The sequence below is a fragment of the Gemella haemolysans ATCC 10379 genome (assembly GCF_000173915.1).
GTDB lineage: Bacteria > Bacillota > Bacilli > Staphylococcales > Gemellaceae > Gemella > Gemella haemolysans.
The window spans coordinates 19,145-34,957 of the sequence record NZ_ACDZ02000011.1; the positions used below are offsets into that span (position 1 = coordinate 19,145).

Genomic DNA, 15,813 nt, shown 5'->3' on the forward strand with positions numbered 1-15,813 from the left:
AGGAGAAAATCACATGAAAAAATTTTTTAGTAAACCATTTGGAACAGAGGAGCAACCTATAGAGAAAGGAAGATATAGATTGTTTTGGACTGCAGTCTGCCCATATGCACATAGAGCGGTTATAGCAAGAGAGATACTAGGGTTAGATGATGCGATTAGTTTAGGAACATTGGATTATCGTCGTGGAGAAGAAGGATGGCAATTTAGCTTAGATAAAGATGGGTTAGATCCAGTTTTAAAACAATCAAAAATTAAAGATGTGTACTTAAATAGTGATTCAGATTATGAAGGACCGTATTCAGTGCCGGTACTTGTTGATGTAACTACAGGAAAAGTAGTTAGAAAAGAATCAGCTGAGTTACTTCATGAATTCGCGACAGTATTTAGTAAACTACATAAGAAAGACGGAATAGATTTATATCCTGAATATCTTGCTGATCAAATTGATGAGTGGAATGAAAAATTAGCTGTAGCTATTAATGATGGTGTATATGGAATGGGATTTGCTGAAAGCCAAGAAAAATATGATGAGGCATTCGATAGATTCTTCGATATGATGGATGTATTTGAGAAACGTTTATCAAATCAAAGATACTTCCATGGTAATACAATAACAGAAACAGATATTCGTTTCTATACTACTATGATTCGTTTTGATGTCGTTTATTATGGATTATATTCTGCGAATAAAAAGAGAATTGAGGAATATCCTAACATTTTCAACTATTTAAAAGATTTATATCAAACACCAGGATTCGGCTCTACAACAGATTTTGAAGCAATTAAGGTCGGATATTATGTATCAGCAGGTAAAACTATTGTACCAAAAGGACCAGAAGTAGATAAGTGGAATCAAAGTCACGATAGAGGCAGATTCAAATAATAAATATGAAGATTATAGATGTAGAGGAATATAACTTCTCAAAAGAAAAACTTTTACAGTATGGATTTAAGGAAGAAGCGGAAAAACTAATATATCGAAAAGAAATTTTAGACAATAGTTTTCTAATAGAAATAGTATATGTTGATAGTCAATTTTTGATAGAAGTCTATGATTTAGAATTTGATGAGATTTATTCATTATTTAGTGTAGATAGTGCTGTAGGTGAAACGGTTCAAAATATTAGAGAACATGTAGAGAAACTACTAAGTTCAATATTAGGGTTAGCTGATGAATCAGGAAAAATAAGTTCAGAAATCATCGACTATTGTAATAATAAATACGGTGAAAATCATGTTAATCCTTTTAAAAAACATCCCGATATATTGGCATTTATAAATGAAAAAAATAAATGGTATGCCTTGTTTCTGGATGTAGAATATAATAAATTGAATAAAAATACAGATATTACAACTAAAGTGAAAATTTCAAATGTAAAATATCCAACGGATAAAATATTAGAAATTATTGATAATAAAAATATTTTCCCAGCATATCATATGAATAAAAAGCATTGGATTAGTATAGTGTTAGATAAAAATATCAAATTGGAGACAATAAAAGAATTAATAGATATGAGCTATTCTTTAGTCAAATAAAATAACAGGAACAACTAAAAATCAATTTGTAAAAATTATGATTTAGAGTTGTTCCTTTTTCTATTTATTGTATGCAATTATCAAGAATATTATTTGGAAAATAATAGAAATAATAAAGAAAAATCCAATATAAATCCCTAACGCACCAGAGATGATATATAATATAATATTTATAATTATTAAATAATTTTTCGTGAATTTTATTAATGAGATAACAATATTAAAAATAATAGCTATTAAGAGCATAAAGTAGTGTGGTATTAGAAATGCAAGTAGCATTCCTAAACCAGCGCCTGCACTAGGACTGTCAGAATGGTTAATTTTTGATATTATACTTGTAAAGTATAGTATTGTTAGTGCTATGTATATAATTGACGAAAGTAATGATAATCTTATAGCGAGTTTTCTTGTCATCTAAAGCCATCCTTCCTCGGTAGATTTTTTTACAGCTTCTGTTCTGTTTTTGCAGTTTAATTTTGTAAGAATGTTAGAAATATAATTCCTGATAGTTCCTTCCGATAAAAACAGTTCATTAGCAATCTCTTTATTTGGTAATCCTTCTTTAATTTTTAAAAGAATAATTTTTTCTTGATTTGTTAATGGATTGTGACTATTGAAGATATTTTCCATTAGTTCAGGTGAGTATTCTTTGTTACCTGCTAAGACGTTGTTAATTGTTTTCATAAGTTCATCTATTGAGCGATCTTTTAGTACATAGGCATCTACGTTATTTTTTATGGCGCGTTCAAAATATCCCATACGTTTAAAAGTTGTCACAATAATAACTTTACAATGTATATTATTACTACGAATGTATTCTAGTACGTCTAGTCCTGTTGCTTCAGGCATTTCTACATCAAGTATAGCTACATCTATATCATTAGTAGAAATTAAATTTATTGCTTCTTTTCCATCTTTAGCTTGAAGTACACTCTCAACGCTATCTTCCATTGATAATAATGTTGACATTGCATCTCGTAACATACTTTGATCTTCAGCGATAAGTAATTTCATATTGTCCTCCTGTTGTTATTTACTGATTGTTACTTCGATAGTTGTGGGAGATTTTTTTGATATTATATTTATTACTCCATTAACTAGTTTAATTCTTTCTCTTATAGATGAAAGTTCAGTTCCGTTAATATTTTCAAAACCATTACCGTTATCAGAGATAATAACAGTGTAGTTGCTATTAGATTCATTTATTTCAATATTGCATTTATTAGCATTACTATGTTTAATGACATTATTCGTTAATTCTTTTAGTACCATTGTAATAGTCCATTCAACAAGCTGAGATGGTAGCGTAGTTATATTATTCTCAATACCTAACGAAATATCAGCCATTGTCATTATATCTGAAATAACTTTTAATTCTTCATTAATACTTCTATATTTAAGCTTATTAATTATAGATCGCGTTTCTGTCATAGAAGAACTACTGATTTCACTGATTTCTTTAAGTTCATTTCTGGCTGCTTCAATATTATTTTTTTCTAAATATTTTTCAGCTAGTTCTGCTTTTAATTTTAGCATAACAAAGGTATGGCCGATACTATCATGTAAGTCACGTCCAATTCTATTTCTTTCATTTTCAGCAAGTAGCAGATTAATATGTTCATTGTGTTTTAAACGCTCATTTTTTAGTTTATTTCTTTCATAGCCATATTTTTGGGTAAAATAAGTTATGATACATATGGAAGAAAAAATAAATAGGATTATTCTATCTGCAATATTTATTTTGGGATTAGCAATCATATATAATGTTAGGGCATTTATTGTTATGAAAAAACTAATTGTTCTGTATGTAAAATACTTATCATGAAAATGCCAAACAAGTAGATTACTTAAATAAAAACTAAATAGAATGTTCGTTGGATATAAAACAATGGTCATGTAACTGATATAAGCAATTAAATAAAACCATTCTATAAAAACAAGAACTCTATTTTTTGTATATAACATTCCTATATATGAAGCGATGGCGAGAATAGTTAAGGGTAATGTATATTTTGGATAACTTCCACTAATAACATATACAAGTGGGAATATAAAAAATACCAAAGATAGATAAAACCCATAATTTCCCTTCAATAAATTTAGTAATTTTTTATACATTTCAGCCTCCTTATTCTTTAATAATACCACAATAATCTAAGAGTGTGAATAATATATCCACACTCTTATGTTATTATTTTGATTCTCTTTTGTTTTTTATTACCAATGTAGCAATTATACATGCAATTGAGTAGGCTAGAAGTATAGCTAGAGCTTTATAAGAGAAAATATCTTCTTTAATATATTTATTAACGAACTCTAATAGATAGTAGGTTGGTGTCAGTTTAGATATATTTTGTAACCATTCTGGGAAAAGATAAACAGGCCACCAAAGTCCTCCTAACATAGCAAGTCCTAGGTATAATATATTAGCAAGTAACGAAAGTTTTTCTTCTGATTTAATAAGGGATAGAAGTAATCCCATACCTAAAAATGTAATACTACCGATAAGCATAAGAATAGCTGACATAAACCATTCACGAGCTGTCATATTAACGCCCCTAAAGATATGACCAACAGCAAATACAACAACTATTGATATAATAAATGTAATTATTAGACGAATAAAACGAGCAAGGTAATATTCAGATATTTTTATAGGAGAATTATTTAATATGTGTAGATAATTATTTTTCTCATCCTCTTTTATTGAAATAGGAAGAGAAAATAAAGCGAAGCTTATACTGCTGAATGCGGTCATTGAAATAAGCATATCTTTTACTACGCGTACCTTTGTTTCAGGATCATCGAATTGCTGCATTCCAGAAAATAGGATAAAGAAGATAACTGGAAAACCTAATCCCATAATAAAATTAGTTAAGTTTCTTTTTATGAATATAAATTCTATGTTTAATAAGTTGGTAAGATTTTTCATTATTTCTCTCCTCCGTTATCTTTAGTTGTTATAAAAATACTATCTAATAAAGTTCTATTTTGAATTTCAATTTCTTTAAACGTGCAACCAGCTTGGTGTAATATGTTCCATATTTCATCCGGTTTCTTTGTTAAGAAATTAATATTATCTGTTTTTATTTCTAAATTATTTATAATATCACTATCTTTCAATAAATTTAGATATTTTATAGGTAGTGTGAAGTATTTTTCAATTTCTTCAGCACGCATAGCATGTGGAGTAGTATCACGAACTAGTTTCCCTTTATTTAGAACTAAGATTCTATCTGCTGTATGTTCTACTTCTTCAATGTAGTGTGATGAATAAATAATAGTTAAACCTTTATTTTTTAAGTTATTCACAATTTCCCAAAATCTGATACGTGTTGATGTATCCATTCCAGCTGTTGGTTCATCTAAGAAAATTAATTTTGGTCTTCCTATTAATGTAATAATAAAAGATAATAATCTTTTTTGCCCACCTGATAATTTAGAAGCGAAATTATCTTTTTGAGACTCATCAAATCTTAAAAGTGCATCGATTTCTTCATTTGTTAATGGATTCTTATATAATTTCTGTATAAAATCTAGTAGTTCTTTTACTTTTAGTTTTTCAGGAACAACATTTTCCTGAGAAAGTATGTTAAGAAATTCTTTTAGTTTTTGGTTGCCCGGATTTAGAGAATTAATTTTTATTGATCCTGAATTGATAAATTTATTTCCTAATAGACAATTCATTAGGGTAGTCTTACCAGCTCCATTAGGTCCAATTAAAGCAATGCATTCACCAGAATTCACTTCAAAAGAAATATCATTTAAGATGTTTTTCCCTTTAATTGTTTTTGTTATATTTTTTACTTTTATAATATTATTTAATGACATTTAGATCACCTCTCCTTTGATAATTAAATTATATCAAAGTAGGAGAGTGTCTTTTAGTAGGTAATGTCATAAAGTAATATGACAAATGTCATAAAAAATAGACTTAAGGGGCGAACCCAAAAGCCCTAAATTTTAACAAAGTGTATATGAAAACTCATAGACGCAGTGGTTTATTGATATCTAAATACGCTTTATAAAAGCTTTTTAGATATCTAATAAACTTTGTGGGGGTGACTCGACAAAATCGATTTCTTCAAAATCATGATTTTTGAATCACTCCCTTTAAGTCGGTGTATATAGTTATTTCATGTCTTTTATTTCAATAATAGTTGAATCAGTATTGTTAAGAATAGATTTAACTACTGACTTTGCTACTTTTTCAACTGGAAGAGGATAAACATTTTTGAAAAATGGCATACCTAATTTTGAAAAGAATTTAATCGGTAATATATTGAAATAAGAGGTAAGTCTGTCTTTACCGTATATAAGACCTGGGCGTACTATTAGGTAATCTAGTTTTGAATCTTTTACTAATATTTCTCCAGCAACCTTGCTTTCAATATATTGTCTGAAGCCACCGTTTGCAGAAAAGTAGACGAGTTTATTGATATTGTGTTTTTGACATAATTTAATTGTCTGTTCCACACTTTCTGTATTTAGTTTAGAATATAGATTTTTATTTTTAATTGTTCCAATTAAATGAATGACTATATCGTAGCATTCTTTAATCATTATATTATCAAAATCAAAAATATCTCCTTGTATCCATGTTACTTCTTCTCTAGTGATAGAGTGGTTTTGTGCTCTAGATAAGTAGCTAACTTTTACTTTGTTTTCTGTGAATTCTTTAATTAATGCTTGGCCTACAAAGCCATTACCACCGATCAGTAATATGTTCATAAATACCTCTTGTTGAAAATTATATTTGTTTTAAATAATAACATAACTTAAAACTCAAGTAAATTTATTTAAACTAATGAATAAAAGATGATATAATAGTATCAATTTAAAAAGGAGTGTGATTGAATGAAAGTAGGTTTAGTATTAGAAGGTGGAGCAATGAGAGGACTATTTACAGCTGGTGTCCTTGACGTGTTCTTGGAAAATAATATAGAGGTTACAGATATCGTAGGTGTTTCAGCAGGAACGCTGTTTGGAGTGAATTATGTTTCTAAGCAACCTAAAAGAGCACTTCGTTACAATGTTAATTATATAAATGATAAGAGATATATGAGTTTAAAAAGTTGGATAAAAACTGGAAACTTGATTAATAAGGATTTTACATATTATAAACTTCCTTTTCAACTTGATGTATTTGATAATAAAACGTTTAAAGAATCAAATACAAATTTTTATGCGACAGTAACTAATATTGAAAATGGGGAAGCGGAGTTTATAAAAATCCATGATCCTTATCTGCAAATGGAGACTTTAAGAGCCACTTCTGCATTACCATTTATTTCAGAAATAATAGAAGTAGATGGAAAAAAATATCTTGATGGAGGAATAGCAAATAGTATACCTATAGATTTTTTTGAAAAACAAAATTACGATAAAATAATTGTTATACTAACAAGACCCATCACATATAGAAAGAAAAGATCAACAAGTATACAATTTAAAATGTTCTATAAAAATTATCCTCATCTAGTTGAAAAATTAGAAAATAGATACAAACATTATAATGAAACAGTAGAGAAAATAATTGAGTTAGAAAAACAAGGGAAAGTATTTGTCATAAGACCTAGTGAAGATATTAACGTAAAGCGACTTGAAAAAGATATTGAAAAACTAAACCACGTGTATAATTTAGGGGTAAAAGATGGAAATCATATAATAGAAGATTTAAAAGAATATATAAGTTATAAAGGAGATAAATAAAATGAGTGAAGAAATTAAAATTAATCCAGAAGAATTTGAAAGAAAATCAAAAGATGAATTGAAAAAAGAATTATCGGATTTAGAATATGCAGTTACTATGGAGAGTGCAACTGAGAGTCCATATACTGGACAATATTGGGATAGTTTTGAAGAAGGAATATATGTAGATATAACAACAGGTGAACCATTATTTTCTTCGAAAGATAAATTTAGATCTCAGTGCGGATGGCCAAGTTTTTCTAAACCAATAGAAAAAGAAGTTACTAGATATTACAAAGATAATTCACATTATGTAGAAAGAATAGAAGTAAGAAGTAGAGTAGGAGATGCTCATTTAGGGCATGTATTTCCTGATGGTCCTACTGAGTTGGGAGGACTTAGATACTGCATTAATAGTGCGTCAATAAGATTTATTAAGAAAGAAGATTTAGAAAAAGAAGGATATATAGAAATGAAAAAACTATTTGAATAAATTTATAATACATTGGGATAATTGATATAGTGTATCGATTGTCTCAATGATTTTATTTAAAATAATGTTATTTTTGGTATATTTATACTAATAGAAAGTTAGTTAAATAATAACAGTGTCATAACAGTTATATAAAGGATTTTAAATACTATTTTAAAATCAAAGCTCATTATTTAGCGTTTTCATAACTTTTGCATCAGTATTTGAAATTTAGGTTTTTGAAAATAATAAGAAAAATAATTGAAATTGTATGAAACGAAAATGGCTGTATTAGTACTAGAGTTCACAAAATGTCCACAAATTGAATAAGAAAAATATTGTCTTAATAATATGGTTGGGGTACACTAAGAGTGTAACAAATAGTTTAATTAATAAATTTATTTATCACATATTATAATAAAAATTTTTAAGGAGTGACATTAATATGACAACAGTTGCAGAAAAAAAAGCATTCGTTGGTGGTAAATGGCAAACAGAAGTGGATTTAGTAGATTTCATTAAATCTAACTACACAGAGTATAGAGGAGATTCTTCTTTCCTAGCTGGGCCAACAGAAGCTACTATAAAATTAGTAGAAAAATTCAATGATTTAATGCGTCAAGAACGTTTAGCTGGTGGAACATTAGACATGGATACTAGTATTCCTTCAACTATCCTTTCTCACGGACCAGGATACATCGAAAAAGATTTAGAACAAATCGTTGGATTACAAACAGAAAAACCACTTAAACGTGCTTTAATGACTTTCGGTGGTATTAACATGGCTGTTAACAGCTGTAAAGCATATGGTTATGAAGTAGATGAAGAAGTTATTAAAATCTTCACTGACTACCGTAAAACTCACAACCAAGGTGTATTCGATGCCTATACTCCAGAAATGCGTTTAGTAAGAAAATCTGGTGTTATCACTGGACTTCCAGATGCATATGGACGTGGACGTATTATCGGGGACTACCGTCGTGTAGCTTTATATGGTGTTGATCAACTTATCGCATGGAAAAAAGAAGATTTAGCTAAAATCGGTGCTGATGGTGTAATGACTGAACACGTAATCCGTGACCGTGAAGAAGTTAATGAACAAATTCGTGCTTTAGGTGAATTAAAAGAAATGGCTAAAATCTATGGATTTGATATTTCTGAACCAGCTACAAATGCTAAAGAAGCAGTTCAATGGTTATACTTCGGGTACTTAGCAGCAATCAAACAACAAAATGGTGCTGCGATGTCAATCGGTAATATTGCTACATTCTTAGATATTTATATCGAAAGAGATTTACAAGATGGAACAATTAACGAATCTCAAGCTCAAGAATTAATTGACCACTTAGTATTAAAATTACGTTGTGTTAAATTCGCTCGTACTCCAGACTACAACCAATTATTCTCTGGAGATCCAATTTGGGCTACATTAATCGTTGGAGAAATGTTAGATGCTGAAAGATCATTAGTAACAAAAACAGACTTCCGTTTTATCCACACATTAGATAACATGGGTAACTCTCCTGAGCCAAACTTAACAATCCTTTGGTCAACTAAACTACCAACAGGATTCAAAGAGTACTGTTCTGAATCTTCAATCAACCACAGTGCTATTCAATACGAAAGTGATGAGTTATTAGCAGACTTCTTAGGAACTTGTGATAAATCTATCGCATGTTGTGTAAGTGGTATGACTACTGGTAAAGATATGCAATTCTTCGGAGCTCGTGCTAACTTAGCAAAAGCTTTATTATACACAATCAATGGTGGACGTGATGAAAAATTAGGTATCCAAGTTGGACCTGAAACTGAACCTCTACGTGGTGTATTAAACTATGATGAAGTTTGGGCTAAATTTGATGTATTCATGGAATGGTTATGTAAACTGTACATCAATACATTAAATGTAATCCACTACATGCACGATAAATACTCTTACGAAAGCTTAGAAATGGCATTACACGATACTAAAGTTAGAAGATTCATGGCAACAGGTATTGCTGGATTCTCAGTAGCAGTAGACAGTTTATCAGCTATTAAATATGCTAAAGTTACTCCAATTGAAGATGAAACTGGATTAGCTGTAGACTACAAAGTTGAAGGTGAATTCCCAACATTTGGTAACAACGATGATCGTGCAGATGAAATCGCTGTTGAATTACTAAAAGTGTTCATGACTAAACTTAAAAAACATGAAACTTATCGTGCAGATGAAACTACAACTTCTATCTTAACTATTACTTCAAACGTAGTATACGGTAAGAAAACTGGTAACACTCCAGATGGACGTCGTGCAGGAGAACCATTCTCTCCAGGTGCGAACCCAATGAACGGACGTGACCAAAGCGGAGCTCTAGCTTGCTTAAGCTCTGTTGCTAAATTACCATATGAATACAGCCGTGATGGAATCAGTTTAACTGCTGCATTCACACCAAGCTCATTAGGTAAAACTAAACAAGATCAAATTAAAAACTTAACAGCAATGATGGACGGATACTTCAAAAAAGGTGGTTACCACTTAAATACTAACGTATTTAATAAAGAAACATTACTTAAAGTTATTGAATCTCCAGAAGATTATCCAAACTTCACAATTCGTGTATCAGGATACGCTGTACGTCTAATCAGTTTAACTCCAGAACAACAACGTGACGTATTAAGCCGTACAATGCACCAATTCATGTAATTAAGTAAATAATTAAAAGAAGGTGGAGGCTATAGGCCTCCACTTTTTTAGATTAATAAAATATAAGTATTATTGTAAAAGTGTTTACAGAATAGCGATGAATACGATATAATTAAACTACAGAATGGCAAAAGGAGGAAGTCGCATATGGAAATGGAAAAAGTAGAAATAAATTCTGCAGAAGAAAAAAAAGAATTGACAGCTAATGTTCACTCAGTAGAATCTTTCGGAAATGTTGATGGTCCTGGAATAAGATATGTAGTATTCTTTCAAGGGTGTATGTTAAGATGTAAATACTGCCATAATCCAGATACTTGGAAGATGCAAAATCCTGATGCTAAAGTTATGACAGTGGATCAATTAACGAAAGAGATAGTGAAATATCGTGATTTCTTTGAGGCTAGTGATGGTGGAGGAGTTACAGTAAGTGGAGGAGAATCGCTTCTACAAATTGATTTTATTCTAGCACTTTTTAGAAAACTAAAGGAACTAGATATTAATACGTGTGTTGACACTTGTGGAGGTTTTTATGTAAATGCTCCAAGTATGAATGAAAAAGTTTTAGAATTAATTTCATTAACAGATCTATTCTTAGTGGATATTAAACATATTGATGATGAACATCATATGCGTTTGACAAAACGAACTAATAAAAATATTATTCAATTTACTAATTTCCTAAGTGAACATGGGGCGAAAATGTGGATAAGACATGTACTTGTTCCGCAATGGACAGATGATGATTATTATCTACAAAAACTTCGTGAATATATAGATACGTTACAAGGAGTTGAACGTGTTGAAGTCCTACCTTATCATGATATGGCCAAATTCAAATATAAAGAATTAGGAATAGAATATGAATTGAACGATATTAATCCGCCGACAAAAGATAGAATAAAAAATGCTATCGAAATCTTAGGTGCAAGATATGATATAAGTTAAATAATTAAAAGTGGGTAATTAGAAGTCGTATCGTTTAGAAATGACTTTTGAATTATTCATTTTTTTATAAAAAATATGACTATAAGTACGAGTTCTTATAGTCATATTTGTATTGTTGTTATTATTGAGCTGCAGCAGTACCTTCTAGCATAGATTTAATATATGCTTCAACATCACTGTTGCTTGATTTTACATTGTACTCTTCAAATAATTTTTTAAGAGCTTTACTAACGATTGTAGTATCTTTCTTAACAGCTTCTTCAGCAGCTTTTTCAGCTAATGCTGGTTTTAATTCATCAAATGATGAATCTTTTTCATCTAATACTTTAATGATGTGGTATCCAAATGAAGTTTTAACAACATCAGAAGTTTTGTCTTTACTTAATGCATAAGCAGCATCTTTAAATTCTTTAACAAATGAGTTATCTTCTTTAGAAGACCAACCTAAATCTCCACCGTTTGAAGCATTTGCAGTATCATTTGAGTTTTCTTTAGCTAAAGTTGCGAAATCTCCACCATCTTTAAGCTTTTTAAGAACGTCTTCAGCTTTTTTCTTAGCTTCTTCATCACTTAATCCGTTTGGATTTGATTCACTTTTAACACTTATAAGAATGTGCGCTAGGTGATATTGGTGTTTATTTTTTTCGTAGCTTTCTTTTAGTTTCTCGTCATTTGTACCAGCGTAATCGTTGATTAATAATGTTTGAGCAGCTTTAACTTTTAATCCATCTTTATATTTATCAAGTGTAAATCCTTGTTGTTTTAAAAGTTGTTCAAATTTATCTTTACCACCGTATTGTTCTTGAGCTTTTTGAAGTTGCTCATCGATTGATTTTTGATCAATTTTATTTTTATATTTGTCTAAAAGTACTTTTTGAATCATCATACTTGTAGCTGTTTTAGAAAGTTGGCTAGCACCAATACTTTCTACGATATCTTTTTCTGTAACATCTCCTGCTTTACTAGAGATATATTTTGTTCCTCCAGCAGAGCATCCTGCTAATCCTATAACAGAAATACTTAATGCTATAGGTAAAATAGCTTTTTTAAATTTCTTCATTAAAATTTGTCCTCCTATGTATTATACATATGTATTAATATATCATATTTTTCAATATAAAACAACTAAAGAATCGGTGATATCAGTCTTGCGAACGCTTCTTTAATTTTTATTAGTAAACTTCTTTGTTGATACTTAGAGAATGATATTAGGGTTGATTTTTCTATATCATTTAAGAATATATCTCTAAATTCTTTTGTGGTTTTATCATCATACATAAATGCGTTTAGTTCAAAGTTAAGTTTGAAACTTCTATAATCGAAGTTTGCACTACCGAGACTTGATACTTCATCGTCGATAATAATCATTTTAGTATGAATAAATCCATTTTCGTAGATATAAGTTTTTGCACCTAATTCTGCAAGCTCACCAATAAATGAGTATGTAGCCCAATAAACGAAAATGTGGTCAGGTTTATTAGGTACCATAATTCTAACATCAATTCCAGATAATATTGCCATCTTTAATGCATCCATAACACTTTCATCAGGAATAAAGTAAGGTGATTGGATGTAGATATATTTTTTTGCTTTTGAAATCATATATAGATAACTATATTTAATTTTTTGAAGTTTATTATCTGGGCCACTGGAAACTAACTGAATAGGTAGATAATTATCTACTGCTGTAGCAACGTGTTCAGCCGTTAATTTAAGTTGATCAGTTTTTTTTGTTGTCTGTGAATTCCAATCATCTATAAAACGATATTCTAAAGAACCTACCGCTTCTCCTTCAATTCTAAGGTGAGTATCTCGCCAATAACCAAATTTTTTATCTAATCCTAGGTATTCATCACCAACATTGAATCCTCCCGTATAACCGATATTACCATCGATTGTAACTATTTTTCGGTGGTTTCTGTAATTCATACGGAAATTGATAAGTGGAAATTTAGATTTGAAGAATCTTTTTATTTTAGCGTTGTTTTTTGTTAATTGTTTTAACGATGAAATACTTAATTTTCTTGAACCAATATCATCATAAAGAATATATACGTCGACACCTTCTAAAAGTTTTTGTTCTAGAAGACTGAAGAGCTGTTTTCCAATACCATCCTTTTTTAAAATATAATATTGAATATGTATATAGTTTTTGGCGTTTTTTATATCTTCAAAAAGTAATCTGAATTTTTCTTTTCCATCTGTAATAATCTGTATCTTATTTTTTTTAGACAAGAATGATTTATCAGTTTCAAAATTTAATTCTATTAGATTCCTGTGTTTATAAATTACTTGTTCGTTTTTGGTAATTTCATAAGGAACAGTTCTTTTTAATAAGTTTTGTTGATATCTAATTTTTTCTTCATCTGAACATGGAAAGATTTTTTCTCTATATATAGGTCGTCCAAATATTAAATAAAGGATAAAACCTAGGTAAGGTATTAAGAATAATACTAATATCCATGCCCAAGATGATGTAGTAGTTTGATACTCTAGAAAAACTATTGAAAATGCCAATAAAGTATTAATAATTAAGAAAATTGTTAACACGATATCAAAATTTATATCATTAAAAATAGAAGTAATATAATAAAAAATACTAGAAATATTAATATTTGATAATTGTAAATTTATATGATTCATAATATAACACTCCTAACTTAATAGTACCTTAAAACGCCTTAAATGTCTAATGATATTATTTACATAAACAATGTGTTCTTTAAGCTGATAATAATTTATTTAACACTAAAATGAAAAATATAGAGTATTTTTGAATAAATACTAAATATTATGCTGATAAAATAATTTATTAATTTTTGTGTTATGAGTTGAATTTTTATGAATTTATATTATAATGGAATAGAGAACAAAAAAGGAGAATGTTATGCCTAATAATATTTTAGAAGAATTAAAAACAAAATTTGAAGATTTTGCAAGCGAGTTAGAAAATATTGAACCTGAAAAAGTTGATTTAACTCAAATTGACAGATTAATTGCATTAGTAGAAGAATTAGATAACGAAATTAAAACTATAAAATAATAGTAGAATTGGATAAGCTGAAGTGGGAGTGTTTTGCTTTTACTCAGCTTATCTTTATGAATGAGGATACGATGAAAAATAAAAACGGAAAAAGATTAAACGTCTTACTTACAATAAAAAAAATTGGTATTAATGGTGAGGGTATAGGATATTATAAAAAGAAAATTACTTTTGTAAAAGGTGCTTTACCTGATGAGGTTATTGTTTGTGAAATAGTTGAGGAGACACCAAAATACATTATTGGGAAACTTGTTAAAGTAAAAGAACCAAGCCCACATAGAGTAGAAATTAAACGCGAATATGCAGAAAGTGGAGCATACGGCTTAGCTCATGTTAGCTATGAAAAACAATTAGAATATAAACGTACAATTTTATTAGATGCATTTGATAAGTATTATAGACTACCAAAACCTGATAAATTAGTACTAAAAACGTTAGCGAGTCCTGTAACAGAAGGGTATCGTAATAAAAATCAATTTCCACTAGCTGTTAGAAATGGGCGAGTTATTGCAGGGTTATATAAAGAAGGTTCTAACGATTTAGTAGAAATTAATGAAGATTTAGCATTACATGAGAATGGTAATAAAATAACGAACTTAGCTAAGAAGTTACTAGGAAAATATAAAGTAGAGATCTCTACAAATAAAAAGAATTACGGTGTGAAATATATTGCAACAAGAACTTCATTCTATAATGGGGATGTTCAAGTAACTTTCGTAGCGAATACTGATAAGATTAAGAATATGGATAAGGTCGTTAATGAACTTAAGCGTGAAAGAATCGTTAAAAGTATAATACTAAATATCACTAATGACAAAGATCATTTGGTAATGGGAACAGAAAGTGTTACATTATATGGTTCAGATTATATCGTTGAAAAAATAGGAGATACTAAGTATGAACTTTCAGCTAAGTCATTTTTCCAATTAAACCCACCGGCAACTAAAAAACTTTATGATAAAGTAGTTGAATTTGCTGCGCTGAAAGAAACAGATGTTGTATTAGATGCATATTGTGGGGTTGGAACAATTGGGCAATATGTTAGCCGTAACTGTAAAGAAGTATACGGTGTTGATATTATTCCAGCTGCTATAGAAGACGCTAATGACAATGTTAAATTAAACAACCTAAAAAACTGTACTTATGTTGCAGGAGATGCTAATAAAATAGTTCCACGTTGGAAGAAAAAAGGAATCAACTTTGATGTTGCAATAGTAGATCCGCCGCGTGTAGGTCTTGGACCATTAGCTAAAAACCTATTGGCAGTTGAAGCTAAGAAAATTGTCTATGTAAGCTGTAATCCATCTACATTAGCACGTGACTTAAAAGTGTTAACAAGAAAATATAAAATTAGACGTATTCAACCAGTAGACATGTTCCCAGGAACAGCGGCAGTTGAAGCGGTAGTTGAATTAATTAGAAAATAATTTTCAGAGG

Annotated in this window: 16 protein-coding genes; 8 read left to right on the plus strand and 8 right to left on the minus strand. The window is 29.5% G+C overall.

The genetic code is table 11. The features are described 5' to 3' along the window. Positions 1 to 13 precede the first annotated feature (13 nt). Both GEMHA0001_RS04600 and GEMHA0001_RS04605 read left to right on the plus strand, forming a co-directional pair. Complete coding sequence (locus tag GEMHA0001_RS04600) at positions 14 to 883, plus strand: glutathione S-transferase C-terminal domain-containing protein (RefSeq protein ID WP_004264320.1); 870 nt, start codon at positions 14 to 16, stop codon at positions 881 to 883. Between the two features lie 5 nt (positions 884 to 888). After that, entirely contained in the window at positions 889 to 1,539 is a 651-nt protein-coding gene (locus GEMHA0001_RS04605) for an MmcQ/YjbR family DNA-binding protein (RefSeq protein WP_003144722.1), read from the plus strand. Positions 1,540 to 1,599: 60 nt separating this feature from the next. Here GEMHA0001_RS04605 and GEMHA0001_RS04610 read toward each other — a convergent pair whose 3' ends face one another. The 6 genes from GEMHA0001_RS04610 to GEMHA0001_RS04635 form a co-directional block, all read right to left on the minus strand. Continuing rightward, complete coding sequence (locus GEMHA0001_RS04610) at positions 1,600 to 1,953, minus strand: hypothetical protein (RefSeq protein WP_004264385.1); 354 nt, start codon at positions 1,951 to 1,953, stop codon at positions 1,600 to 1,602. Beyond that, entirely contained in the window at positions 1,954 to 2,553 is a 600-nt protein-coding gene (locus tag GEMHA0001_RS04615) for a response regulator transcription factor (protein ID WP_003144665.1), read from the minus strand. 15 nt (positions 2,554 to 2,568) lie between these two features. After that, on the minus strand, positions 2,569 to 3,435 hold the full coding sequence (locus tag GEMHA0001_RS04620) for a sensor histidine kinase (protein WP_233445913.1): 867 nt from the start codon (positions 3,433 to 3,435) through the stop codon (positions 2,569 to 2,571). Positions 3,436 to 3,730: 295 nt separating this feature from the next. Continuing rightward, entirely contained in the window at positions 3,731 to 4,471 is a 741-nt protein-coding gene (locus tag GEMHA0001_RS04625; RefSeq protein WP_003144657.1) for an ABC transporter permease, read from the minus strand. Then, positions 4,471 to 5,370 carry an ABC transporter ATP-binding protein gene (locus tag GEMHA0001_RS04630; RefSeq protein ID WP_004264382.1) on the minus strand — a complete coding sequence of 300 codons (900 nt, stop codon included), beginning with the start codon at positions 5,368 to 5,370 and terminating at the stop codon, positions 4,471 to 4,473. The genes GEMHA0001_RS04625 and GEMHA0001_RS04630 overlap by 1 nt, the downstream gene beginning before the upstream one ends. A gap of 300 nt (positions 5,371 to 5,670) precedes the next feature. Further along, positions 5,671 to 6,270 (minus strand): NAD-dependent epimerase/dehydratase family protein, encoded by a 600-nt coding sequence (locus tag GEMHA0001_RS04635; protein ID WP_003144663.1) that lies wholly within the window; start codon positions 6,268 to 6,270, stop codon positions 5,671 to 5,673. A 126-nt stretch (positions 6,271 to 6,396) separates the two neighbouring features. On the opposite strand from GEMHA0001_RS04635, the gene GEMHA0001_RS04640 reads away from it, so the two are divergent. The 4 genes from GEMHA0001_RS04640 to pflA all read left to right on the plus strand — a co-directional run bounded on the left by GEMHA0001_RS04640 (position 6,397) and on the right by pflA (position 11,333). Then, on the plus strand, positions 6,397 to 7,251 hold the full coding sequence (locus tag GEMHA0001_RS04640) for a patatin-like phospholipase family protein (RefSeq protein WP_004264425.1): 855 nt from the start codon (positions 6,397 to 6,399) through the stop codon (positions 7,249 to 7,251). A 1-nt stretch (position 7,252) separates the two neighbouring features. Further along, positions 7,253 to 7,723: a peptide-methionine (R)-S-oxide reductase MsrB gene (gene msrB, locus GEMHA0001_RS04645; protein WP_003144661.1), complete on the plus strand. Its 471-nt coding sequence runs from the start codon at positions 7,253 to 7,255 to the stop codon at positions 7,721 to 7,723. A gap of 424 nt (positions 7,724 to 8,147) precedes the next feature. Further along, a complete protein-coding gene (pflB, locus tag GEMHA0001_RS04650) occupies positions 8,148 to 10,388 on the plus strand; it encodes a formate C-acetyltransferase (protein WP_003144656.1) in 2,241 nt (746 codons plus the stop codon). A gap of 147 nt (positions 10,389 to 10,535) precedes the next feature. Then, positions 10,536 to 11,333 carry a pyruvate formate-lyase-activating protein gene (gene pflA / locus GEMHA0001_RS04655; RefSeq protein WP_004264295.1) on the plus strand — a complete coding sequence of 266 codons (798 nt, stop codon included), beginning with the start codon at positions 10,536 to 10,538 and terminating at the stop codon, positions 11,331 to 11,333. Positions 11,334 to 11,454: 121 nt separating this feature from the next. Here pflA and GEMHA0001_RS04660 read toward each other — a convergent pair whose 3' ends face one another. After that, positions 11,455 to 12,393: a foldase protein PrsA gene (locus GEMHA0001_RS04660; RefSeq protein WP_004264403.1), complete on the minus strand. Its 939-nt coding sequence runs from the start codon at positions 12,391 to 12,393 to the stop codon at positions 11,455 to 11,457. Positions 12,394 to 12,458: 65 nt separating this feature from the next. Then, complete coding sequence (gene cls / locus GEMHA0001_RS04665) at positions 12,459 to 13,976, minus strand: cardiolipin synthase (RefSeq protein WP_003144703.1); 1,518 nt, start codon at positions 13,974 to 13,976, stop codon at positions 12,459 to 12,461. A gap of 244 nt (positions 13,977 to 14,220) precedes the next feature. On the opposite strand from cls, the gene GEMHA0001_RS09060 reads away from it, so the two are divergent. Next, positions 14,221 to 14,376 (plus strand): SE1561 family protein, encoded by a 156-nt coding sequence (locus GEMHA0001_RS09060; protein ID WP_003144715.1) that lies wholly within the window; start codon positions 14,221 to 14,223, stop codon positions 14,374 to 14,376. 71 nt (positions 14,377 to 14,447) lie between these two features. After that, entirely contained in the window at positions 14,448 to 15,803 is a 1,356-nt protein-coding gene (gene rlmD, locus GEMHA0001_RS04675) for a 23S rRNA (uracil(1939)-C(5))-methyltransferase RlmD (protein WP_004264420.1), read from the plus strand. Positions 15,804 to 15,813: the final 10 nt, after the last annotated feature.

Bases quoted from the DNA above. Each gene is read 5' to 3' on its own strand.
- GEMHA0001_RS04660 (WP_004264403.1), bottom strand. From the start codon at position 12,393: ATGAAGAAATTTAAAAAAGCTATTTTACCTATAGCATTAAGTATTTCT.
- GEMHA0001_RS04610 (WP_004264385.1), bottom strand. From the start codon at position 1,953: ATGACAAGAAAACTCGCTATAAGATTATCATTACTTTCGTCAATTATA.
- GEMHA0001_RS04605 (WP_003144722.1), top strand. From the start codon at position 889: ATGAAGATTATAGATGTAGAGGAATATAACTTCTCAAAAGAAAAACTT.
- rlmD (WP_004264420.1), top strand. From the start codon at position 14,448: ATGAAAAATAAAAACGGAAAAAGATTAAACGTCTTACTTACAATAAAA.
- cls (WP_003144703.1), bottom strand. From the start codon at position 13,976: ATGAATCATATAAATTTACAATTATCAAATATTAATATTTCTAGTATT.
- pflB (WP_003144656.1), top strand. From the start codon at position 8,148: ATGACAACAGTTGCAGAAAAAAAAGCATTCGTTGGTGGTAAATGGCAA.
- GEMHA0001_RS04640 (WP_004264425.1), top strand. From the start codon at position 6,397: ATGAAAGTAGGTTTAGTATTAGAAGGTGGAGCAATGAGAGGACTATTT.
- GEMHA0001_RS09060 (WP_003144715.1), top strand. From the start codon at position 14,221: ATGCCTAATAATATTTTAGAAGAATTAAAAACAAAATTTGAAGATTTT.
- GEMHA0001_RS04615 (WP_003144665.1), bottom strand. From the start codon at position 2,553: ATGAAATTACTTATCGCTGAAGATCAAAGTATGTTACGAGATGCAATG.
- GEMHA0001_RS04620 (WP_233445913.1), bottom strand. From the start codon at position 3,435: ATGACCATTGTTTTATATCCAACGAACATTCTATTTAGTTTTTATTTA.
- pflA (WP_004264295.1), top strand. From the start codon at position 10,536: ATGGAAATGGAAAAAGTAGAAATAAATTCTGCAGAAGAAAAAAAAGAA.
- GEMHA0001_RS04630 (WP_004264382.1), bottom strand. From the start codon at position 5,370: ATGTCATTAAATAATATTATAAAAGTAAAAAATATAACAAAAACAATT.
- GEMHA0001_RS04625 (WP_003144657.1), bottom strand. From the start codon at position 4,471: ATGAAAAATCTTACCAACTTATTAAACATAGAATTTATATTCATAAAA.
- msrB (WP_003144661.1), top strand. From the start codon at position 7,253: ATGAGTGAAGAAATTAAAATTAATCCAGAAGAATTTGAAAGAAAATCA.
- GEMHA0001_RS04600 (WP_004264320.1), top strand. From the start codon at position 14: ATGAAAAAATTTTTTAGTAAACCATTTGGAACAGAGGAGCAACCTATA.
- GEMHA0001_RS04635 (WP_003144663.1), bottom strand. From the start codon at position 6,270: ATGAACATATTACTGATCGGTGGTAATGGCTTTGTAGGCCAAGCATTA.